Below are 22,739 nucleotides of genomic sequence, written 5' to 3' on the forward strand. Positions count from 1 at the left end.
TCTCGGTGACGTCGCGCATGGTCTTGACAGCTTGCTGAGTTCGAGGGGCTCGAACTGTTTCTTCGGTACTGTCATCGCGCTTCGCGACATCAACTACGCGATCGTTGATCCGAAATGCAGATTGCAGGTCCATTCCAAGGTCACGCCAAATCTGATCTGATCGAACCTGCTGAACGAAAAGGGGCTAGGCATGCCTACGCAGGCCAAGGAAATATTCGAGGCGCAGAGTAAGAGTGTCCGCGAGCTGCTGTCTGACAATGGCCTGGGCCTCTACCTGCCGCCCTACCAGCGTCCGTACGGCTGGGGCAAAGACAAGGTCGAGAAATTGCTCGACGACACACTGCATGGCCTCAAGAATCTAAGCAAGGCCCCGGACAGCTTCACCTTCTTGGGGACCGTTATCACCATCCATGATGTCAACCATGTCACGGTGAAGCCAATCGTCAAGTCCGAGGTCCCGGCCAAGGTCCTAACCGTGATCGATGGGCAACAGCGTTTGTCGAGCCTTCTTATCCTGCTGGTGGGCCTGCACAACCTCATTCGTCAGCGTGCTTGGAAGGTCTTCAAGGGCAACACGCCGGATTCGACCGACAGTGCTCGAACTCACCTTTACTCGGAAACGAGTGACATGCTGCAGATGCTGGCGGCAGCGTTCTACGAGCGAAAAAACTACGGAATCAAGCCGCCGATCTACCCGCGCCTCATTCGAGCCTTCGTGGATCAGTGGGCCAGGGACGAGAAGCTCAAGCAGTATGAGTCGCCGATCGCCAACCTTATCTACCAGTACTCATTGCTAGTCGATAATGAGCTGGCATCTAGGCCGACCGACTTCAGGCCGGCGGCGCGACAGAATGCGGGCGAGGGCGAAGGCGACCTCATCAAGAGGTACAACGAGATCCGTACGGGGTTGGCCAAGCTGTCGCAGCGAAAGTCCGTCGAGGAGCTGGAGGATCTGCCGCCGCTAGCAACCCTTGCCACCAACATCGAGTTCCAGCGTGCGCTCTTCAACCACGAACTCGACCCCGAGCTCTGCACTTGGTTGGGGGAGCTGCAAGATGGGCCCGAGGCCGAGCTCATGAGACTCGTCATGTTTGCCGCCTATGGCTTGAACCGCATCGCTCTGACGGTTGTGCAGGGCAAGGACGAGGACTACGCCTTCACGATCTTCGAGTCGTTGAATACTACGGGCGAACCTCTGACCGCCTTCGAGACCTTCCTCCCTCGGGTGGTGATGGCAGAGAAGATTCAGGATTACCAGGACTCAGACGCACACGCGTACATGAAGGCAGTTCAGGGCTACCTGGACCGTTTCGACGTCGGAGACAAGCTTCAGAACGCAACTCGAGACCTGCTGGTCACTTTCGCGTTGGCGGAGACCGGAGAGAAGCTCTCCAAGCGCCTTCCGGATCAGCGGGTCTACATGCGCGATACCTTTGAGGGCCACAAGGACTCAGCAGATGAACGCAGCGCTTACTTGCGCCACCTATGCGACACTGCGGCCTTTATTGGGAATACCTGGGAGCCCGCGAACAACTCTCCTCGCGCGCTACCCGGGCTAGAAGCGACCGCCATGACGGACACCGTGAAGTTGTGTCTGGCCTTCCTCAATTCGCTCAATCACACCATTGCCATCGCGCCGCTCGTGCGCTTCTACTCCGAGGCTGTACACGCAGACGAAGGGGAGGCGAGGGAGAAGCGCATCGCCGAGTTCGAGAAGGCAATCAAGGCCATCACTGCCTTTACGGTCTTCTGGCGAGCAACCCGACGCGGCACGGGCAACATTGACAGCCAGTACCGGGCGGTCATGGCCGGTCCCTCGCTGACGGGAATGGTTCCGCTCGCTCGCCAGTCGGCAGTGCCCAGTGCATCGAGTTCTGATCCGGTCGTCGATGCCGAGGCGCTCAAGAAGGAACTTGTGGCGCGCTTGTCGCACCCTAAGCACGGCGCCATCCCAAACCTGCCTTCGTTCCTGGCAGATGCTTCCGCGCTGCCGCTCTATAAAATGGCCCGCCCGCTAACGCGTTTTCTTCTTCTGGCTGCGTATCACGACACAATTGAAGATCCGGGGAATCCGGGACTGATCATCCAAGGCAAGGCGGGGGTCGCCTCGTGCTTCACTGCAGACGGTTGGGCGGACGAGACGCACCTCACGGTCGAACACATCGCACCGCAGCAGGCCACGAGCGGGTGGGACAAGGATTTCTACGGCGATAAGGAGACCGTCCACAAGCTGGGCAATCTGGTCCTGGCACCAAACGCTGCCAATGCGTCACTCAGTTCGCGGCCTTGGAACGAGAAGAAGGTCCTGTATGCGGCACTTGGTGCCCCGACGGCCGACGACGCCAAGTCGATCCTCACCAGTTCCGGCTTGACTTTCGCGCAGTCGACCGAAGATCTCACGGCCCTGTCGCGCTACCTCCCGCACCTGCGTGCACTGGGCCAGCGTGAGGATGAGTTGAATCCGGCGTTCATGGATCAGCGTGCTGTTGTCCTCCTACGTCTGGCCTATACCCGACTCAAGGGGTGGCTCGGCCTGGAGCTGTCTGACTCCAGCAGTGATCTGGTGGTCAAGGTCGAGATCGAGAACGGTGAGCTCGACGAGAATGAGGACGCCACGGGCGCGGTTGGAACGGCGTGACATCACGGGCCAACTGGGCGGCGGAATGAGATTTGATCGGTGATGTCGGATTGCGCCAGGAGGCGATGGCTTAGAGGGTGAGTCTGAGGGCCATGAGGTCGGCCAAGACGAGGTGGATGATGGCTTCGGAGCTGACGGAAGCGCCTCGTAGTTGCGGTTGAGTCAGCAGTAGAGCATGCTCCATCCGTTTTGCTGAGCTGATACTGCTGACGCTGCAAATCGAAGACCGCGAATACTTGGCTACCAGCCGGGAGAATTCGATCTACCTCGCCATGCTCCTGCTGTATCGGACAGTAAAGGACCTGCCCTGAAACAGGGTTCAGTTACGGCAGTGACCTTCGTACTGCATTTACCAGCGATGTCGCACGCGCATCGTCGCCACCGATGATGCAGTTCATGACGTAACCGAAAGCGACGCCATGTTCCGGATCGGCGAAGCCGAGTGAGCACCCTCGGCCTGTGTGACCGAAGGCATTCTGGCCAGTCATGAGGTTGGTCTCAGTGGGCAGCATGTATCCGGTGCTGAAACGGCTAGGACTTGTCCGGTCGATCACGTTCGGAGCCAGATGGTGAGGGCTGCGGCGGTTGCGGTGCCGAGGTAGACGTAACGACGCTTGTCGTAGCGCGTGGCCACCGCCCGGTGCTGCTTCAGGCGGTTGATGGCCCGTTCGACGGTGTTGCGTTTCTTGTACCGCTCTTCGTCGAAGCCGGGTGGCCTTCCGCCGCGTGAGCCTTTGCGCAGGCGGACGGTCTGGCTGTCGGTCTTCTCCGGGATCGTGTGCCGGATGCCCCGGCGCCGCAGGTACTCGCGGCAGGGGCCGTTGCTGTATGCCTTGTCAGCCGCGACGCTGTTCGGCTTCCTGCGGGGCCTGCCCGGGCCGGACTTCGGGACGCGGATCTTCTCGAGTACCGATTTGAACTGAGTGCAGTCCGCCCGCTGACCTGGGGTGACGATCAGGGACAGCGGGCGGCAGCGACCGTCCGCGCTCAGGTGGATCTTGGTGGTGAACCCGCCGCGCGAGCGGCCCAGGCCCTCACCTCCCGCACCACCTCCACCAGGCGGGCGACGAGGCTCTGCCACGCGGTTTCGCCCTGGTGTTCTGGAACTTCGTCCCCCTTTGAAGCGGGTGCCGGCGGCGGGTCGGTGCGGGCGCCGGCCGCGTGCTGGTGCGCCCGCACGATGGTGGAGTCGACCGAGATGTCCCAGTCAATCTCACCCGCCGCGTCGGCGGCGGCCTGGACCTGCTGGAGCAGACGCTCCCATGTCCCGTCGCCCGACCACAGTCGGTGCCGTTCATAGACGGTCTTCCACGGGCCGAACCGTTCGGGCAGGTCACGCCACTGAACACCGGTCCGGACCCGGTGCAGAATCCCGTCGATCACCTGCCGGTGGTCCCGCCACCTGCCGCAACGCCTGTTGCTGACCGGCAGGAACGGCCGTAGCCGTTCCCACTCACCGTCTGTCAGATCACCCCGCCCCATGTCCACATCAACGACCCAGACACGAAGTAGTCACATGATCGACCGGACAAGTCCTAGGTATCAGCATCACTTGGTCCTCCCCGCGGGTCTGCTCCTTGGTCGCAGACTCTGGAATTTCCGGCGTGAGTAGGCGCACGCCGTCCACCTCGCCTATGAGCGCGGCGTACATGCGTGCCAGTGCTTGTGCGGTGCCGATGCCGTTAGAGGCCGGGAGTTCCGCAGCCTGCACCTCGGGCGAGTCGAAGTCGATCTCAGCAGGGACGGTGACTGCGTACGCCCTGTTGCTGAACGACTTCGGATCCCGCCAAGCGGCGACGAGTTCGCGGAGTTCTCCGGGAACCGACTCGGCGGGCACGGTGGTGAGATCGACGGCCGGTCGCTGGTACACCATGCGGCTGGCCCGGTCGCGTTCACACGTCGGCAGTCCAATGAAGAAGTCCAGTCCGAGGGGGTGGCGATCTCGTCGGCGAAGAAGCGGCCCGGCGTCTGGCCGGATAGCCGGCGGATCACTTCCCCGACGAGCCAGCCCCAGGTCCGACCGTGATATCCGTGCGCCGTCCCCGGAACCCACTGGGGACGCTGAGCGGCCAGTGTGGCCGCCATCGGGTGCCAGGCCAACGCCTCGTTCAGCGGGACGGGTTGGTCCAGTGTGATCAAGCCGGCCTGGTGGGACAGCAGCCAGCGCACCGGGATGTCCGCCTTGCCGTTCGCGGCGAACTCCGGCCAGTACTCGGCCGCGGGCGCGTCCAGGTCCAGCGCACCGCGCTCGGCCAGCATGTGTGCCGCGGTTGTAGTTGCCCCCTTGGTCGCCGAGTAGACGAGCTGCAGCGTGTCTCGCGTCCACGGACGATCGGTCTCGGGGTCTGCGACGCCTCCCCATAGGTCCACCACTGGGCGGCCGTACTGGTACACGCACACCGCGCCGCCGACAGCGATAACGCCACTACAGGGGACATGGCCTCGACGAACTACCGGTACCCCTAATCGTGTCGCTTCAATCAGCCTCGCGGAGCATGCTCAGGTGATCTGTGCTGAGAATGGGACGAGACATAGGGGGGTGATATTGGCCCGACTCGGTTCTAGGCCGAAGCGCCCGCCCGTGCAGCCCAGGGTGCATGCTGTGGATCGTGGCCGAGTGCGACGCCGCGACCAAGAACGAGAAGGGCGCCGTCCTGCCCGCGAGCGCTTGTACCACTTACACGTCAAGGCATGGCTGGACGCATGGGACGCAGGAGCTCTTGGCGTAAGAAGGACGGCCCATTAACTCTTAGTGACGGGCCTTCTGGGAGCAGGGGCACAGTCCGTACTCTGGCCGTATTGCTCCAATCAGCGAGGGGATCTCGACATGGGTGAGAGCTTGATGCTGGGGGACCGGCTCCGGGTGGCACGTAAGACGCGGGGGTTGTCCGCCGCGCAGCTTGCCCAGCGGGTCGCGGTCTCCGCCAGCCTGATCCAGAAGCTGGAGTCTGGCGCACGAAAGGCGACGCCGAGCCTGATATTGGCTCTGGCGCGGGCACTGCACTTCGGCCCGGATGTGCTGACCGGTCAGCCGTACTACGGGGCCCCGGAAGCCGAGGACGGTGTCCACGCCGTTATTCCGGAGCTGCGGCGCATCATGCTGTGCTTCGATACGCCCGATGAGTTGGAGACCCGCCCGCGAGCCTTGCCGGTCCTGGCCTCCGAGGTTGACCAGATCGCGGCTCTCCGGCGTGACGCACGGTACGTGCCGATGGGCCCGCTGCTGCCCGCGGTGATCACGGAGCTGTCCCACGTGGCTCTCGGCTCGCGTGGCGACGAACAGCAGAAGGCTTTCTGGCACCTGGCCCGCGCCTACCGCGCGGTCAACAGCCTCGCCCACAAGATGGGGCACCACGACCTCGGCAACACGGCGTTGGAGCGGGTGCGGTGGGCCGCTGACCGAAGCGGTGATCCCCTCATGCAGGTCACGGCCGCCTTCCTGGTGGCAGGGGCGATGCTGCGTCAGGGCGCGACCGAGTCGGCCCGCCGTAAGCTCAAGGGGCTGCGCGGGGAGCTGGAGCGGCTCCAGTCGGAGCGTTCGTACACCGACGACGCGCTGTCGGTCGACGGAGCGCTTCTGCTGAAGCTCGCGGTGGTCGATTCGCGGGAGAACAACCCGGAGGGAGCGGAGGAGCTTCTGAGGGAGGCGACGCAGGTCGCGCGCATGGCGGGTAACCGGGACAGCCTCGCCTACGAGATGAGCTTCGGACCGACGAACATCAGGATTCACACGGTGCACGCGCTGATCGACACCGGCGACAGCGAGCAGGCGCTGGCTCGGCTCGCCGAATGGGGCCAAGGCGGAGCCGAGTGGGCGCCGCCGACCGCGACGGTTGGCGAGCGATCCAGCCACCACCACATCGATGTGGCGTCCGCGCGTCTCGCGGAAGGCGACCGCGGCGGCGCGTTCGTCGAGCTGAAGCAGGCACGGAGGATTGCTCCGAACCACACCCGATTCCACCCATCAGTACGCGAAACCGCTGGTTCCTTGCTGCGTATGGACGCGCACCCGTCCGCCGAGTTGTCGGCGTTCGGTGCCTGGGCAGGTGTCGCATAGCACAACCCACGCTTGCAAGAGTGAAGTTGGCTCGATTCGGGTGCGGACAGTTTGTCCGCGCACACCTGCCTTGAGACTGGAATGGTCCTCTCACACCCAGTTGTGAGGGGGCCTTTCCTATGCCGGACGCGATCCCGGCCGCACGGATGCCGAGGTGGATGCCCGCAGGCAGGGAGCCGGAGCTGTGTCCCGCCGGCAGGTGGTGGGATGCCATTCGTGCGCCTGAACATGTAGGGCGCCGGGCCGTAACGCTCATCGAGGAGCAAGGGCGGCCCGTCGGCCCGGTCATTCTCGATGACGGCGGCCGTGAGCCGCGGATGTACTTCCTGACGCCACTCGGCACCGCGGCGCGGTGGGACGAACCGGGAACGGTGGCGCTGGGGCTGAGCTGCCACGTAGTTGTTCCGCAGGCAGATCGCACCGCAGGCCCCGGACTGTACTGGTACCGGCTGCCGGCCGGGCCTCGCGCCCTCAACCCGCCCGATGGGCTGAACCGTGCCCTGGTCAATGCGCGCAGAGAGCGCGAAGGCCCCCTCTAGAACTTGCTCTGCGGCCCGGGGCCCACCGATCCCGGTGCCGGATCACCGTGCTCGGTTGCCGCAGGGCAGTCAAGTGCCGCTTCGCCCGGAACTCCCCGAGCGGAGCGGTCCCCGCCGGCCCCCGGCGGACGCAAGGGGGCGTTCCAGTACATCCAGCACACAGAGAGGATCAGCCATGCCTCAAGCCAGGCGAGAGAAGAACGACCACTTGATCTACGCGGACGTCGTGGACTCCAAGTCCAAGGCGGGCGTGTGGATGGGCGAGCGCGCCTCCTTCCAGGAAAACCAGGGCCGCATCATCGAAGCACTCAAGGAGGGGACCGACTGGGTCGAACTGAAGGACGCGATCATGGTCATAGGCAGCGACCCGGCCGGGATCACGGTCATCGTGCCGAACCCCACGCTGCCCGGCGTGATCGTCCTCTCCGACGGCGGATCGCCGGCCACGTCCGCGAAGCTGCAGGCCGCCGCCGAGGAGAAGGTCCGGACGGTCATGGGCGAACTCGGTATCGCCGAAGAGGAAACGGCGGCCTGACCACCATGGCCGTCCCCCGGATGCTGTGGGGGAAGTACTTCCAGTACGAGCGGGACGGGGAAGCGGTTCTCCTCGACCCGGTCGCACTGGACAGTGTGTTCATCGACCCCGGCGAGGTCCACGACCTCGCCGGGGTCCCCCCGACCGCGACTCATGAAGCCCTCGCAGGGCTCGGCTTCACCCCCGAAGGCCCCGTGGCCGACCGGCGCGAAGCGCTCCGTAACCGTCTTCGATTCCTCGGTCTCGACCGAGCCCCCAGCCGCATCAGCGGTCTGCGCGTGGTCCTCACCAACCGCTGCAACATGGCCTGCACCTACTGCTTCGTCAATACGAACACCGGCGAGCCAGACATGACTGAGGAAGAGCTCAATGAAGGGCTGGAGTTCCTGTTCGAGCAGAACGCGGGGCAGGAGGAGGTGTCCATACAGTGGTTCGGTGGTGAGCCGACCATTCGGTTTGACCTCATGCGGTACGGCGACCAGCTCGCCGACAGCCTTGCCGACCGCTATGACGTGGCGAGGGTGCGGCGCACGGTGGTCACCAACGGCGCCCGCCTGACGGACGAGGCTCTCGACCACTTTGTCGCGTACGAGTACGGCGTCGGTATCTCCATCGACGGCCCGCCGGGCATCAACTCCGCCCACCGCCTTTTGCTCGGCGGACAGCCCGCGGACGACCGGATTCGCCGAAACGTCGTCCGGTTCACCGAAGCCGAGGGCCTGCATGTGGGCTGCAATCTCACGCCGACGGCCGCGAACATCGGCCGCCTGGCCGAGACCGTCCGATGGATCATCGATGATCTCGGTCTGGGGTTCATCTATGTCAACACGCCCATACCGACCTCGGGCCGCTGGCAGGTCAAGGGCGTTGACCTGGCCCGTGAGCTGTACGAGGCCCGTATGGCCGCTCTGGGACGGGGCGGGATGCTGTTCTCCGTGCTGGACCGCGCCTACCAGGCTCTGGATACCCGGCGTCCGATGCTGTTCGACCACATGCAAGGCGATCGCAGTCTGAACGCCGCCCTGCTCCCTGGCAACCGGGTAAGCCTGTGCGACATCAACTTCATCGAGCCGTCGTTCTTGCACACTCTCGACGAGCTACGAGCCGACCCCGGCCTGCTGGTCGGCGTGGCGAAGAAAGTCGCGCCCATCCCCGAGTGCGGGGACTGCCCGGCCCTCGCCGTCTGCGGCGGACCGGCGCGCAACGAGCAGGCCCTCATCGGTGGCAGCACCCCGGACCCTGAGATGTGCGCCTTCTACACGAGCACCGTGGAGATCGCGGTGTGGGACCACACGGGGGTGCAATGAGCACCGATGTCCGTACGGCGCTGATCTCCACGGCCGGCCACTGCAAGGTGGCCTGTGGGTTCTGTTTCCGGGCTGACCGCGCTCATGGCTTCCTCAGCACAGCGACCTACACCCGTACCCTGTCCCGGCTGAAGGAGACGGGCGTGGAGGGGATCTGTCTGACCGGCGGGGAACCGACCCACCACCCGCAGCTCAGGCAGCTCGTTCGGCTGGCCCATCAGTTCGGCATGTTGGTGTCGATGGTGACATCGGCTCGCACAGTGACCGAGGTCATCAACCTCTTCGAGGTGTCGCCTTTGCTGGCGAATGTAAGCGTCTCCGCCGATTCACAGGGCGCGATGCTGCTGGGGCGCACCAACCGTACGGCGGCATCGGGCATCGCGACCTTGCGCGCCATCAGCACCGAGACCAAGATCCTTCACGTCACCTGCTGGCGTCTGGGAGACGACGAGTGCCGGGACCTGGCCGACCTCGTGTCTGAGTCGGGGGTGGAGATCCAGTTCAGCCCCGTCGTCCTCGATGAGCGTGCCCTACGCAGGGACAGTAGGTCGGTGAAGGACTATCTGGCGCAGCAGCACCTCGACGCCAACGTTCTGGGCCGCTACTTCACTCTGTCCGACCGGTACCGGACGTATCTCGGGGAGCTGCGGGATCTGCAGCTCCCCGCCGCCGGAGCCGAGCGGTGGCCGTGCCGCTCGGCGACCGCGTATGTATCCGCCGACGGTCAGATACGGCGCTGCCCCTACGGCCAGGCATCAGTCAGCGTTGATGGGCCCCGTGCCGCGATCAAACAGTTCTTGACCGCTCCGCCGCAGGACCGGGTGACCCCGGACTGCACGGCCATCTGCCGCTCCCCGGCCACGTGCGACGACCAGAGTGCGTCGTCCTCGGCGCCGGGGCGAGGGCGGCACGACCACACAACCCAATGGACCGCTCCATGACGATCAGCACACCCGACGACTTCACCCAGCGGTGGCGGCAGCCGCCGAACTTTCCGATCGACATCCTCTTCGACTACACGTTCCTGCCCGCCGTCGATGTCCTCGACCTCCTCCGGAAAGACCCGGAGGTCCGGTTCACGATCCTGGGCGACGAAGACTGGCAGGTGCGTATGGACCGCACCGCCGCGTTTCGTACCGCGCCGATGGAGGAGATCGTCACCTGGCCGTTCCGGCTGGTGCACTTCAACCTCAGCCGCTTCTACGCCGATCTCCTGGACGGCTTCCAGGAAGAGGTCGTGATCCCCTGGCGCGTCCATCTGTCCGCCCGAGGATTCACCTGGCAGCGCCTGGCGCCCATCTTGTTCCTGTCCACAGAGGGCGCGGCCTCGACGTACCACAACGACAACTCCCACGGCCTGGTCTGGCAGGTCCATGGCATCAAGACTTTCCATAGCTACCAGGACCCGGACAAGCATCTTCCGGCCGAAGCGGCGGTTATCGGCGAGACCACCGGCGAGGACCCGCCCGATCACGATGCGGCCGACCGTCAGTCCGTCACCATGCGGCCCGGAGACCAGCTCTGGAGCCACGTGCTGACACCGCACTGGGTCACCACCGAGTCGGCGCTCGCGATGAGCGTCACCCTGTCTCACGGCGGGCTGTGCCACCAGGGCCGCTTCTCCGAGAGGGAGCTGGCGCTGCGGGCCTACTGGGACAAGAACCCGAGCGAGGCGTGGACGCATGACCTGCGCAATGTCCGCTACTGAGACCGCCTCCCACGACACAAGGCGCTGGCCCGTGTCGTGGGACGCACCCCACAGCCGGCTACGGGGTCAGCCGGTTAGGTCCGCGGAAGAGGAAGGTGGCCTCGCGGATGGAGTCCAGGCCGAGCAGCACCATCAACACCCGTCCGAGGCCCATGCCGAGCCCGCCGTGCGGCGGGCATCCGTACCGGAACGCGTTGAAGTAGTCCTGCATCGGCTCGGGGCTCATGCCCTTCTCAGCGGCCTGCTTCAGCAGCACGTCGTAGCGGTGCTCACGCTGGGCGCCGGTGGTGACCTCCAGTCCCTTCCACAGCAGGTCGAAACTCAGGGTCACGCCCGGGTCGGCGGCCGACCGCATGTGGTAGAAGGGCCGAATGCCGACCGGGTAGTGCGTGATGAACACGAAGTCATGCCCGGTGGCCTTCTTGATGTGAGCGGAGATGTTCCGCTCGCCCTCCGGGTCCAGGTCCTCCTTGGCCTCCTGAGGGTCCCAGCCGCCCTTGCGCAGGATCTCGTGCGCCTCGGCCATGGTGATGCGCGGGAAGGGTGTGGTGGGGACGGTGACCTCGACGCCGAAGAGCTCGTGGATTGCCTGCCCGTGCGCGTCGGCGACCTGGGTGATCGCGTGGGCGAGCATCTGTTCCTCGAACGCCATGACCTCCTCGACGTCGTCGATCCAGGCCAGCTCCACGTCGACTCCCGTGAACTCGGTGGCGTGCCGGGAGGTGAACGACGGCTCGGCGCGGAAGACCGGTCCGATCTCGAAGACCTTGTCGATCCCGGACGAGATCGCCATCTGCTTGTAGAACTGGGGCGATTGAGCCAGGTAGGCGCTACGGGCGAAGTAGCCGAGTTCGAAGACCTCCGCGCCGGACTCCGAGGCGGTGCCCATGAGCTTGGGGGTGTGCATCTCCGTGGCGCCTTGCGCGTAGGCGTACTCGCGCATCCCCTGCTCCAGGGTGGTCTGCACGGCGAACATCAGCTGGGTGGCGGGACGTCGGCGCACGTCCAGGAACCGCCAGTCCAACCGTTGCTCCAGGCCGGTGTGCTCGTCGATCGGCAGCGGGGCGGCGGCCAGGTTCAGGATCTCGACCGCTTCGGGGACGATCTCCAGGCCGCCCAGGTTGACCTGTGCGGCGTCGACGACGCGGCCGGTGATACGGACGGCGGACTCGGCGGTGAGGGATTCGAGCTGGGCTTCCAGCGGCCCGTCGTCGCGCTTGTGGGTCACCTGCACCAGGCCGGTGCCGTCCCGCACGATGACGAACTGCATCTTGCGCTGCAGGCGCAGGGTGTTCACCCACCCGCAGACGGAGACGGTACGGCCCACGTGTTCTCGCAGGTCGGAGACGTGTACGCGGCTGTGGATCATTTCGGTCCTCCGGAGGACGTCGTCATGATCCCTTGGGAGTGCGGGCGAGAAGGGCAACTCGCGGTACCACCGCACTTTCGCCGCCACAGAGTGACGGCCTCATTCGAGCCCGGTGACGGGGGCCGGCCGGCGGGGCATTGGACCACCAGATGGGGTCGTTCCTCCCCGCGCTCGGGAGGGTCTTCACCTCGGGGCGCGAGACCGCCTTCCCAGCTTCCGGCGGTTCTCTCGGCTCGCGTGATCCCTGGCTACTCATCTCCGTCAGCGCGTTGCCCGGAAGGATACGGACACCGCGACCCCGTCCGCAATCGGGAAACGCGCGACGACCGTAGCGCGCTTGCCTTCCGAGGCCGCGAGCCAGCCGGTCCGTACGAATGCGAATTGCGGGGCCAGGAAGGCAGGAGCACGACGCCCGGCGGCACGGCGGTCAAGCGGCCGAGAACGGACAAGGCGGTGAGAAAGGATGAGAGCGCCGCAACTTCTTGACACTCACCCGGCGAGGGGCGACGAGCCCTTGCGGCGGGCGCTCGATGACGCCGCTATGGGTCGGTGGGAGGGGCCGCGCGATCTGCTGACCTCGACCGGGCCGGACTGGGATCGCCGGATCTTCCGGCTCCAGGTTCTCGCCGAAGCCGGGGCGCGGCTCAGGTGCGCCGACACCTGGGCGAAAGCTGAGCCGCGCTCCCCGCACGCCCTCGCGCTGCTCGCGAACGTGCAGGCCCTGCGCGCGATGATCGCCGGACGCGACAGCGGCCGGACGCTGATGGAGGACGCCTGGGCTACATGCCGCGCCGCGCTGAACGTATGGCCGCAGGATGTCGCTCCACTGGTCGTCATGCTCGCGTTGCTGCGTACGCACGCCCCCAATCGGAACACGCTCGGCCGCGTGTGGGAGGAGATCAAGCAGCGTGACCCCTGGAACCGGGAGGCACATCATGAGGTGGTCACCTACCTGCTCTCCGGCCACCACGGCGCGCAGGGCGAGGCGGCGTGGTGGGCTGACGAGCAGGCATCCATCGCCCCCAGAGGGCTGCCCATCGCGGTCCTGCCCCTCGTGGTCCTCGCGGAAGCGCACCGGTCCCGCCAGGAACAGGACCCGAAAGCCTACGGGCTGACAATCCACCCCTGGATCGAGTGTCCGCAGGTCAACCCGGTGCTGGAGCGTTGGTGGCGTTACCGCGCACCGCGTCCGCATGCCTGTTTCGCCGATGACGCCAACTATCTCGCCCACGCACTGTCGTTCGCGAACCGCCACCAGGAGGCACTGGAGGTCTTCGACGCGATCGGTTCCTACGCCACGCGGGTTCCCTGGTCCTACTGCGGCCAGGCCAACGAACTGTTTCTGCGGCACCGCGCCTGGGCCTACAGCCCGCCGCGGCGCCGGCATAGCTGAGCACTGACACACCCTCCGACTGTACGAAGGACGGCACCCCTATGCCTCTTGACGTCTCCCGCGTCTCCGACGAGGAACGCCTCAAGCAACTCGGCTACCAGCAGACGCTCTCCCGCTCGATGTCCGGCCGTGCCAACTTCGGCGTCAGCTTCACGATCATCTCCATCCTGTCCGGCTGCATGACCCTGTACGGCTATGGCATGAACACCGGCGGGCCTGCGGTGATCATGTGGGGCTGGCTGTTCGTCGGCCTGATGACGCTGTTCGTGGGCCTGTCGATGGCCGAGGTCTGCTCTTCCTACCCGACCAGCGCGGGCCTGTACTTCTGGGCGCACCGCATGGCCCCCCAGCGCACGGCGGCGGCCTGGGCGTGGTTCACCGGGTGGTTCAACACGCTCGGGCAGATAGCGGTCACCGCGGGCATCGACTTCGGTGCCGCGAACTTCCTCAACGCCCTTCTCGAACTCCAGTTCGGCTTTGCCGTCACGCCCGGTCACACGATCACGCTGTTCGGGATCATCCTCGTCCTGCACGGCGTCCTGAACACCTTCGGCGTGCACATCGTCGCCTTCCTCAACGAGGTGTCCATCTGGTGGCACATCCTGGGCGTCGTCGTGATCTGCGGCGCCCTGGTCCTCGTCCCGGATCACCACCAGTCGACGCGCTTCGTGTTCGGCGAGTTCGTCAACAACACCGGCTTCTCGTCCAGCGTCTACGTGGTGCTGATCGGGCTGTTGATGGCTCAGTACACCTTCACTGGCTACGACGCCTCGGCCCACATGACGGAAGAGACCATCGACGCCTCCACCGCCGGCCCCCAGGGCATCGTCCGCTCGATCCTCGTCTCCCTCGTAGCCGGGTTCGTCCTCCTCTTCGGATTCACGTACGCCATCCAGTCCTACGAGGGAGCCCTCGAATCAGACACCGGCGTGCCCCCGGCACAGATCCTCATGGACACCCTCGGCACAGTGGCCGGCAAGTGGCTGCTGCTCGTGATTATCGTTGCCCAGCTCTTCTGCGGGATGGCGTCCGTGACCGCCAACTCCCGCATGATCTACGCGTTCTCTCGTGACGGCGCTCTGCCCTTCTCCTCGACGTGGCACAAGCTCAACCCCGCCACGCGTACCCCCACCAACGCCGTCTGGCTCGCCACGGGCGGCGCCTTCGCCCTCGGCCTGCCCTACCTGTGGAACAGCACCGCCTACGCGGCTGTCACCTCGATCGCGACCATCGGCCTCTACATCGCCTACGTGATTCCCACGTTCCTCCGGTTGCGTCAAGGGGATCGGTTCGAGCGCGGCCCCTGGCACCTCGGCTCCTGGTCCACCATCGTCGGCACGATCGCCGTCATGTGGGTCTTGGTGATCACGGTGCTGTTCATGCTGCCGCAGAGCGCACCGGTCACGGCGAAGACCTTCAACTACGCCCCGATCGCGGTCGGCGTCGTGGTCGCCTTCTGCGGAATCTGGTGGCTTGCCTCAGCCCGCAAGTGGTTCCTCAACCCCACCCGTCCCCGCAATTCTCGGCCAGACCGCGAACGTACACGCAGGCGGGAAGCCGCTCGCCCATAGGGCGCGGCGCCGTCGAGTTCTCGACGAGGCACGGCTGGGGCTGCGGCCCCAGCCGCGCACGTGGCACGGGGCCTGGCTCACGTCGTGAGACAGGAGGTCCTGGAGCGGCTCACGCCCAGCTTGTCTGTGCTGTCAGATCGCCATTGACCGACTCGACGCCGTGCGCTCGCCTCGCAGCGCTACCCTGTTTCGCCAACTCGCCAGCGACCTGCGCCGCCGACAGCGCAACTCCCGTGTGCGCGACTTCCTGCCGGCCCGGGAGCACGTCCTCGCCGAGCACGCCCCGTCGTTGCCGCCGGCCGTTAGGGTCGGGACCATGACGGCAGGGGAGCGCGTTGCCGTTGTCGGGGCCGGGGTGGCGGGGCTCACCACCGCCGTCGTTCTCGCCGAGGCGGGGGCGTCCGTGCACGTGATCGCCGAGCAGGTGCCGGGCGTCACGTCACTGGCGGCCGGGGCGATGTGGGGGCCATACCTGGTCGAGCCGAAGGACAAGGTCGACCAGTGGGGGCAGCGTTCCCTGGAGATCTTCCGCGAGCTGTCCGAGGACCCCACTACGGGCGTCCGCCTCACCAGCGGCGTCGAGGCGTCCCGCACCGCCGAGGCGCCACCGGACTGGGCCGCCGATCTGCCCGGTTTCCGGCCGTGCGGCCCGGCCGAACTGCCGCCCGGCTTCACATCGGGCTACCGGTTCATGGTGCCGCTGATCGACATGCCCGCCTACCTTGGCTACCTTTCGCGCCGACTGGATGCCGCCGGCGGAACGGTCGAGCGGCGACGCCTGGCCTCACTCGCCGATGCCGGCTCGGCATCTGTGATCGTCAACTGCTCCGGCTTGGGTGCCCAGGAGCTGGTGCCGGACCCGGCTCTTCGGCCCATCCGCGGCCAGCACGTCGTCGTCACCAACCCAGGGCTCACCGAGTTCTTCTCCGAGGACACCGGCCTCTCGCCGGACCTGCTGTGCATCTACCCTCACGGCGACACCGTCGTCCTGGGCGGCACCGCCATCGACGGCGAGGGAGACCTAGCCTCCGACGACAACATGGCGGCCGGCATCGTCGCACGCTGCGCCGAGGTCGAACCCCGCCTCATGAAGGCCCGCGTCCTGGAGCACCGGATCGGTGCCCGGCCGACCCGCTCCACGGTTCGTGTGGAGGGTCAGCTGTGGGAGGACGGCACCATGGTGCTGCACAACTACGGGCATGGAGGCGCCGGCGTCACGCTGTCGTGGGGGTGCGCCGAGGAGACTCGGGCATTGCTCTCCGCCAAGTGATCCGAACCTGGAGGAACAGGCGTTGGGGCAGAGTGCGGGGACGCAGGCGGGTGTAGCCGCGGCCATCATCGTTCACGAGAGTCGTGTCCTGATGGTGCGTCGCCGTGTCAGCGAGGGTTCGCTCTCCTGGCAGTTCCCGGTCGGCAAGATCGAACCCGGTGAGACGCGCGAAGAAGCCGCCGTCCGTGAGACGTGGGAGGAGACAGGTTTGGCCGTGGCGGCTCTGCAGCGGCTCGGTGAGCGTGTCCACCCAGCAACGGGTCGGCTGATCTCGTACACCGCCTGCGAGGTACTGAGTGGCAAGGCCCATGTCGCGGCCCCCGACGAACTGGCCGATCTTGCCTGGGTGACGCGGGGCGAGATCCCTCACTACGTTCCACATGGGCTGTTCGAGCCTGTGCAGGCGTACCTCGATGAGGTTCTGCCTCCTGAGAGTCGGCTCGGCGAAGGGCAGACCTGGGTTTGCTGCCGACCTGACGCAGAGTCGCCCATGCGGGCCCGAGGCAGCGAGGCTTGGCGGGGGCCGTCGGTCCCGTGCGGAGCGAGATCGTTCAGGGAGTTCCGGCGCGCTTGTAGCCGACCCACAACCGGCCACCGGCCTGTCCGAGCACCTCCTCCACGATGGCCACAAGGGGCTCGACTCTCCCGCTCAGTACCTCTTGCAGGCCGTGACGGAGGCGCGTGCTGAGCCCTGGCGCGGTCGTCTCAAGACGGCGTGCCAGCCACTTCCCCCCACCACCCCACGAACCGCCGACGGCCAACGCCAGCTCACCGGTCCGTCGGACCAGTTCGGTCGCGACGAAGAGACGCTCGCTCTGGTCGGTGCTTCCCGCGAGGTCGTCCAAGAGGTCGGTGATCGCGTAGCGGCGGTCGTCGATCTCTTCCGCCGACTCCGGGGCCGGTCCCGAGGCGGTCAGCCTCCGGGCTTCCGCGGCGATGCGTGCTCCAAGTCCGTCGGTGTCGAAGAGCAGCAGCCCGTCGGCACACATCCACAGCAGCGGTGACCGGCGCCTGCGCAGTTCCCGCTCGACGTAGGCGTGCCACGTCGCTTCGGTGTGCACGAACATCTCCACCGGCCAGTCGGCGTACTGGACACTCGCGCGGTACGGGGCCGGGGCTCCGTGAAGCAGCACCACGATGTCGAGGTCAGACGTGGCTGTGCGGCGGCCTGTCACCACGCTGCCTCCCAGGAGGGCGGCTCGCGCGTCAGGGTGATGTTCATCTACGACGGCGCGTGCGGACTCGATCGCATCCATGGAGCAAATATCAGCATTGGCCGCGTCGCACGCACATCATTTCTTGGTTCGACCGTGATGTCTCGGGCCCCATATCGCAGTTCGCCGGGGGCAGACAGAAAAGAGCCACGAATGAGTGGCCAAGGTTGCAGCGGCATGTCAAGGTGGACGACCTTGCTCCATAGCACCAGGTCAAAGAGGTGATTGCCGGTGACTGCGGCGCCCCCTGGAGTCCGGATTCCCCACCGCCGTCGAGGTCCTTCGGTTGCGTGCCTGGCTGTTCGCCCCGGGCCAGGACGTGCTCGTGATGGATCGGTTCTCCGTCGACGATGTGCACCTGGTCGTTGACGACCGCGCGGACGTGCACGTCCGTTCGAAGAACCGTAAAAGACTTCCAGCCTTTGGAGGCGTACCTGCATTCCGACATTCCGTTCGGCCCGCCTGCCCCGGCCGGAGCCCCACCCGCGTACTGGGTCGGTCCTCGACATTTGGCCGGTGATGACGGGCGTCTGTACGAGGCTGTGGCCGATACGCTCGCGGATCTGGACTGGACGAGTCTGACGATCGTCCGCGGGCGCCAGGAGCCGGACGAGGCGGCGGAGGCCCCTCAGGTCCTACGCAGCACCGTCCTTCACATCAGTCCCGACTCGCTGCGGTGGGCGCAGTGGGTCTTGCCGGACGAGCCGTTCCACCTTGGGAATCTGCCGATTGCCTGGCAGGTGTCCGCTCGCGCGGAGCCGAGCAGCCCGCTCGCGCGGTGGTCGGCCTACTTCACTCCTGATGTGCCCGGCGAGGTCCTCTCCACCTTCCTCGCCGCACTCGACGCCCGCGACCAGCCCACTGTGCCGCTCGGTGGCCCCGAGCTGGTCCTCGACGCGGTGGCGGCGCACGGTTGGCCGCGTGACACCGGTCAGCCCGGTGCGGGTGCGGTGGATCCGACGTTCGCCTCGCACGTCCGCCTCGGTGAAGTGCCGCCCCTCATTCAGGATGGTGACCCACTGGCGCTTGTGGCCGAGGCGGACGACGCGGTCCTGGCTGGTTGGCAGGCGTGGTCTGAGCCGATGCTCGGCGCTGGATACCTGTGGGCGGCTTCGTTCAGCCCGAGCGTGCCGCACGACCTCGTCGCCGCCTTCGCCGGCGGCCTCTGTTCCCGCGCACCGGTCCTGCGCCGGGTGCTGCCGGAGAGCGCACGCGATCGGCTCCTGCGCGCTCCAGCCGGCTGAAGGCCATCCAACGCATAAGCCGGGCCTCCCGAGGGGAGGCCCGGCTTTGCGATGTGTCCTGTCCGGAGGTGCATCCCGGGCCGCTCAGCCCAATCGGCGATCGTCGGTGTGTTGCGTGGGCTTCCGGTCAGCGTCGCCGGTTGGGATCGTTCACAGTACCCAGCGACGGCAGGGCGCTGGACACCGAGGAATCTTGGCGCCGGTTGCCTCGGGCGGGTGTGTCGTGGCGGGTTTCGGTCAGGGCGGGCAGATGGGCGCCGCGCCGCAGGCGCCAGACGAGGACGTCACTGATGGAGGTGACGGTGCTCAGCTCGCGCCGCCGAGCAGCTTCGATCAGCAGAGCCGCCGGATCGTGACCGGCTCTGCGGGCTTCATCGAGGGTGGTGGCCAGGGCGGGCCAACCGGCTTCGGCCTGGACCCTTGTGGCCAGGGTCGGCAGCACCTGGTGGAGAAGGTCGGCTTGCCGCTGCCGGACTCGCGGGGCCAGATGTTGGCCCCGATAGCGGAGGGCGGCCATGGGTTCGCCCGCAGCGGCTTGGTAGGCCACGCGCAGGTGTCCGGCGGCTTTTCGGGCGGCGGCGGCCTGCTGGCCGTGGTGCCTTTTGGCATGCCAGGTCGCTGCGGCGATGGCGAGGAAGAAGGCCATGTCGATGAGCATGGCGGTGGTGGCGCCGTCTTCCCCGCGACCGAGGGCAGGACCGCTGTGGATGAGATCGCGGGCCGCTTGGCGCAGGGCGCGGTCGTGCCCGCGTACGGCCTTCACGTGGGAACGGCTGGCCCGCTCGAACCCGAGCGCCGCCTTCCGGAGTTCGGCGCGGGTGTGGGCGGCGGAGGTCTTGGCGAGCGCGTCCAGGATCTCCCCCGCCGCAGCGATCTGGGCCGCTGCCGCACCGTCGTCGCCCTGGTCGATGATCAGGAGGGCCTGCCAGGTGGCGGCGGAGGCCCGGCGCCGCGCGAACGCGGGACCAGTCACATCCGGCAGGGCGGGTTGTTCCGGCCGGGCGCTGTTCTCCGACGTGGCAGCCTCCGCGGAACGGGCCCAGCGTTCGCGGACGCGGGGCAGGGACAGATCGGGAGCGAGCGTGGAACCGGCGTAGAAGACCGGCTCATCGTCCTTGTTGCGGTCGTCGGGAAGAGCGACCTTGTAGCCGAGTAGGTCGCCGGAGGGCGCGACGCGCTTGCGAATCAGCAGCCCGGCTGCGGCCAACCGGTCGAAGAACTCCTTCTCGCTCGTCGCGCCGGCCACCGCGCGCCGTACCGTCTCCCGCAGCTCCTCGCGAGCCGGTCGTGGCCTGCCCTCGCGTTCGGCCTTGTGCCGTTCCGCGCTGGTGGACCGCTTGGCCGCGGTGCCGTCCCCGGGTGCGACCTGGTGCAGGCCGAGTTCCTTCTCGATCAGCCGGCACTCGGCTTGGGCGCGCTTGCCGGAGCGATGGTGGTCCGGGCGGCGGCCGTCCTCGCGGACCAGGGTGGCGATAATGTGGATGTGGTCGTCGGCGTGCCGGACAGCGACCCATCGGCAGCCGGCGCCGTCGCCGGGATCGATGCCGGTGGCGGCGACCGTACGGCGGGCGATGTCGCCCCACTGCTCGTCGGACAGGATCGGGTCGTCGGGGGCGGCGCGTACGGAGCAGTGCCAGACGTGTTGGTCGGGACGATGGCCCGCGTCGAGCAGCGACAGAGGCTGGTCGAGGAGGTGCTGGAGGTCCTTCTTCGTCACCGAAGGGTCGCGACCGGGATCGGGGGCCATGCCGTCGAAGGAAGCGACCAGGTGCGGGTCGATGTGCTCCTCGTGGGTGCCCTTGCCGTACAGGTAGTGCAGGAGCCCGAGCGTACGGCTGCCCTGCTGGTGGATCCGGGGGATCAAGCCGCTTGCTCCTCCTGTCGGTCGGTAATCCTGTCGGCCGCTCGTTGCACGGCCCGTGCGGCGCGTTGCAGGTCGGTGAGGGCGGTGGCGAAATGCGGCGCGTCGGCGCCGGAGTTGAGAGCCTTGACGGCCTGGTTGACGTTGCTGCCGGCCCAGCCGAGCTGACGGCGCACGCCGAACAGGGCGGTCAGGATGTCCCGTTCAGTCGCGATCATCGCAGCGGTGCGGGACTGGTCACGGGCGGCGGCCAGGGCGGAGTGGGCCAGGAAGCCTGCCACGCTCATGCCGACGTGGTCGGCTCCGGACTGGATGATGTCGAGTTCTTGCCCGTTGAGGCGGACGCTGTGCGCGGGGCGCTGCTTCTTGTCGCGCGGACGCGACTTCCCCTTCCCGGCCTTGCCCGGGCGGGTGATCTTGCCAGGCTGCGATCCGCCCTCGGTCGCAGCCTCCCCGCCCGACGCCCCCTGGCGCCGGACGGGTCCCGCCACCCCTGGGGCGGGTTCGGGCGCTCCCCCAGCGGGGGAGTGTCCGAACCTCCAACTTGCTCTCGTTGTGGTGGGGTTGGTGATCTCCGCCTGGGCGTAGTGCAGTTCATGGTGCGAGTCGTGCATCGAGCGGCCTTCCTTGAGGGCTGGAGGTATGAGTGGTCTCAGTACGGCTGGCCGACGGGCCTGGTCCCCAGGTCGGCTTTGACGCTGCGGACGACTTCTCCGGCGATGTCGCTGCCAACGCTGTGGCCGTCCGCGCGCACGGCCTCCTCCAACAGGTCACGGGAGAGGCGCCCGGTCTCGTGGTAGAGGCGCTTTGCGTACTTGGTGAGCAGGTCCGGTGTCGCCCGTGGCTTTCGGCCAGGGCGATTCGACTTCGCCCGTGCGGCCTTGCCAGGATCGACGTGCGGCGCTTCCTCGCCCGGTTCCGGTTCCGGGCCGACAGCGATGTGGGCGGGCTGTAGCGGGCGGTCTCCGGGCAGAGGGCGGGCTGCCCGGTCGAGGGCGTTACCGCCCGTGACCTTGAAGAGCGGGCCGCCCGGAACTTCCGCCCGCGTCGCCACTGCGGCTCGCTGGCGGGCAGTCGCGGCGCTGCCCGCCGGGCCCGCGTCCGGACTGGGCCAACGGGCAGGCAGGGAGACGGAGGCCAGGGTGAGAGCCTGCTGGCGGGTGGCGAGCTTGCGCAGCAGCAGCTCGTCCTGGCGCTCGTCACGGTCGACGTCGGCCCGCTCCAGTGCCTGGTGCAGACGGCGGGTGAGGCGCCGCCCGCGCCTTTTGGCGCGCCGTTCCGGCGTCATGGCCTCCGCCTGGAGTATCAGGGTGACGGCCCGGTCGAGAGCGCGCTCGCGGATGATCCGGGCAGCGTCCGCGTCCCGGTCGGCGATCGAGAGCCGGGCCAGCAGCCGTTCGCGTGATTGCCGGGCGAGGACGGCGGCGAAGCCGCGGGAGTCGGCGTGCGGGCTGCGGTGGCGTAGTTCGATGCCCATGGCCAGGTGCCACAGCATCGCCGCCAGGACCGGGCCGACGAAAGCCCGCACGGTTCCGCCCACTGGCCCGGACTCGGCATAGGCGGGCAGGATCTGCACGGCGGTGATCACCCAGGTGAGGGTGCCAGGTAGGCCGGGCGCCTGCTTCGGGCCGTTGAGGTTCTGCCGGGCGAGCAGGGCGGTGGCGAACAGGGCGAGCTCGGCGGCGGCGAACATCGCCGCGCGCTCGACGGTCCCGCCCATGTCCAGGTAGTCGGCGGCGAACCGCCAGCTGGTGTCCGCGCTGTAGGCGGTGCAGCCGATCGCGGCGACGGCGGCGACCCGGACCGCGGCGGTGCCATGGCGCGGCCCTCCGGTGTCGCGCTTACGGGCGCGCTGCCACAGCCATCCAGCGGTCAAGGCGAGGGCGACGAGCACGATTACCGCTGCCGAGGTCGGGGTGATCCAGTGAGCGAGGGACGCCGCGGTTGTCTCTGCGGCACTTGTGGGCACGATGTCGCCGGAAGTCATGCAGGGGCTCTCCAAAGGCTCGCGCGAGCGGGGCATGCCGGTGCGC

Annotated in this window: 17 protein-coding genes and 2 pseudogenes; 11 read left to right on the forward strand and 8 right to left on the reverse strand. The window is 67.1% G+C overall.

Annotated features, from left to right (window positions below; translation table 11 throughout):
- Positions 1-190 precede the first annotated feature (190 nt).
- Positions 191-2,638: a DUF262 domain-containing protein gene (locus ACFXKG_RS09435; RefSeq protein ID WP_384834846.1), complete on the forward strand. Its 2,448-nt coding sequence runs from the start codon at positions 191-193 to the stop codon at positions 2,636-2,638.
- A gap of 323 nt (positions 2,639-2,961) precedes the next feature.
- On the opposite strand, the pseudogene ACFXKG_RS09440 reads toward ACFXKG_RS09435, so the two are convergent.
- The 3 genes and pseudogenes from ACFXKG_RS09440 to ACFXKG_RS09450 all read right to left on the reverse strand — a co-directional run.
- Positions 2,962-3,174: pseudogene (locus ACFXKG_RS09440) on the reverse strand (esterase); the annotation flags it as partial.
- A gap of 14 nt (positions 3,175-3,188) precedes the next feature.
- A protein-coding gene (locus ACFXKG_RS09445) for an IS5 family transposase (protein WP_384834849.1) occupies positions 3,189-4,120 on the reverse strand; the annotation gives its coding sequence in 2 pieces (ribosomal slippage) (positions 3,189-3,740 and positions 3,743-4,120; 930 coding nt in all).
- A 150-nt stretch (positions 4,121-4,270) separates the two neighbouring features.
- Positions 4,271-5,038 (reverse strand): serine hydrolase domain-containing protein, encoded by a 768-nt coding sequence (locus ACFXKG_RS09450; RefSeq protein WP_384834852.1) that lies wholly within the window; start codon positions 5,036-5,038, stop codon positions 4,271-4,273.
- 427 nt (positions 5,039-5,465) lie between these two features.
- Between ACFXKG_RS09450 and ACFXKG_RS09455 the strand changes: the two genes are divergently transcribed.
- From ACFXKG_RS09455 to ACFXKG_RS09475, 5 genes are all read left to right on the forward strand, one after another.
- Complete coding sequence (locus tag ACFXKG_RS09455; RefSeq protein ID WP_384834855.1) at positions 5,466-6,695, forward strand: helix-turn-helix domain-containing protein; 1,230 nt, start codon at positions 5,466-5,468, stop codon at positions 6,693-6,695.
- A gap of 714 nt (positions 6,696-7,409) precedes the next feature.
- Positions 7,410-7,769 carry a hypothetical protein gene (locus tag ACFXKG_RS09460; protein ID WP_365806336.1) on the forward strand — a complete coding sequence of 120 codons (360 nt, stop codon included), beginning with the start codon at positions 7,410-7,412 and terminating at the stop codon, positions 7,767-7,769.
- 5 nt (positions 7,770-7,774) lie between these two features.
- The gene (locus tag ACFXKG_RS09465; RefSeq protein WP_384834858.1) at positions 7,775-9,076 is read left to right on the forward strand and encodes a radical SAM protein; all 1,302 of its coding nucleotides are present in this window, start codon (positions 7,775-7,777) and stop codon (positions 9,074-9,076) included.
- Positions 9,073-10,017, forward strand: coding sequence for a radical SAM protein (locus ACFXKG_RS09470; RefSeq protein WP_384834861.1), 945 nt, complete (start codon positions 9,073-9,075; stop codon positions 10,015-10,017). Before ACFXKG_RS09465 ends, ACFXKG_RS09470 begins: the two co-directional genes overlap by 4 nt.
- Entirely contained in the window at positions 10,014-10,784 is a 771-nt protein-coding gene (locus tag ACFXKG_RS09475) for a hypothetical protein (protein ID WP_384834864.1), read from the forward strand. The genes ACFXKG_RS09470 and ACFXKG_RS09475 overlap by 4 nt, the downstream gene beginning before the upstream one ends.
- Before the next feature lie 58 nt (positions 10,785-10,842).
- Here the strand turns inward: ACFXKG_RS09475 and aspS are convergent, their stop codons facing one another.
- Complete coding sequence (gene aspS, locus ACFXKG_RS09480) at positions 10,843-12,153, reverse strand: aspartate--tRNA(Asn) ligase (RefSeq protein WP_384834867.1); 1,311 nt, start codon at positions 12,151-12,153, stop codon at positions 10,843-10,845.
- Between the two features lie 541 nt (positions 12,154-12,694).
- On the opposite strand from aspS, the gene ACFXKG_RS09485 reads away from it, so the two are divergent.
- From ACFXKG_RS09485 to ACFXKG_RS09500, 4 genes and pseudogenes are all read left to right on the forward strand, one after another.
- Positions 12,695-13,546 carry a hypothetical protein gene (locus tag ACFXKG_RS09485; RefSeq protein ID WP_384834870.1) on the forward strand — a complete coding sequence of 284 codons (852 nt, stop codon included), beginning with the start codon at positions 12,695-12,697 and terminating at the stop codon, positions 13,544-13,546.
- A 41-nt stretch (positions 13,547-13,587) separates the two neighbouring features.
- On the forward strand, positions 13,588-15,117 hold the full coding sequence (locus ACFXKG_RS09490) for an amino acid permease (RefSeq protein WP_384834873.1): 1,530 nt from the start codon (positions 13,588-13,590) through the stop codon (positions 15,115-15,117).
- 316 nt (positions 15,118-15,433) lie between these two features.
- On the forward strand, positions 15,434-16,387 hold the full coding sequence (locus ACFXKG_RS09495; RefSeq protein WP_384834876.1) for an FAD-dependent oxidoreductase: 954 nt from the start codon (positions 15,434-15,436) through the stop codon (positions 16,385-16,387).
- A 22-nt stretch (positions 16,388-16,409) separates the two neighbouring features.
- Positions 16,410-16,811, forward strand: a pseudogene (locus ACFXKG_RS09500) (NUDIX hydrolase); the annotation flags it as partial.
- 127 nt (positions 16,812-16,938) lie between these two features.
- Here ACFXKG_RS09500 and ACFXKG_RS09505 read toward each other — a convergent pair.
- The gene (locus ACFXKG_RS09505) at positions 16,939-17,643 is read right to left on the reverse strand and encodes a nucleotidyltransferase domain-containing protein (protein ID WP_384834877.1); all 705 of its coding nucleotides are present in this window, start codon (positions 17,641-17,643) and stop codon (positions 16,939-16,941) included.
- A 380-nt stretch (positions 17,644-18,023) separates the two neighbouring features.
- Between ACFXKG_RS09505 and ACFXKG_RS09510 the strand changes: the two genes are divergently transcribed.
- Positions 18,024-18,845 (forward strand): DUF317 domain-containing protein, encoded by an 822-nt coding sequence (locus ACFXKG_RS09510; RefSeq protein WP_384834880.1) that lies wholly within the window; start codon positions 18,024-18,026, stop codon positions 18,843-18,845.
- 127 nt (positions 18,846-18,972) lie between these two features.
- On the opposite strand, the gene ACFXKG_RS09515 is transcribed toward ACFXKG_RS09510, so the two are convergent.
- Genes ACFXKG_RS09515 through ACFXKG_RS09525 form a run of 3 tightly spaced genes read right to left on the reverse strand, consistent with a single transcriptional unit; the run spans position 18,973 to position 22,693 of the window.
- The gene (locus ACFXKG_RS09515) at positions 18,973-20,709 is read right to left on the reverse strand and encodes a relaxase/mobilization nuclease domain-containing protein (RefSeq protein WP_384834883.1); all 1,737 of its coding nucleotides are present in this window, start codon (positions 20,707-20,709) and stop codon (positions 18,973-18,975) included.
- A complete protein-coding gene (locus ACFXKG_RS09520; protein ID WP_384834886.1) occupies positions 20,706-21,320 on the reverse strand; it encodes a mobilization protein in 615 nt (204 codons plus the stop codon). Before ACFXKG_RS09520 ends, ACFXKG_RS09515 begins: the two co-directional genes overlap by 4 nt.
- A 38-nt stretch (positions 21,321-21,358) precedes the next feature.
- The gene (locus ACFXKG_RS09525; RefSeq protein WP_384834889.1) at positions 21,359-22,693 is read right to left on the reverse strand and encodes a hypothetical protein; all 1,335 of its coding nucleotides are present in this window, start codon (positions 22,691-22,693) and stop codon (positions 21,359-21,361) included.
- Positions 22,694-22,739: the final 46 nt, after the last annotated feature.

This window comes from Streptomyces sp. NPDC059255 (genome assembly GCF_042752355.1).
In the GTDB taxonomy this organism is placed as follows: domain Bacteria; phylum Actinomycetota; class Actinomycetes; order Streptomycetales; family Streptomycetaceae; genus Streptomyces.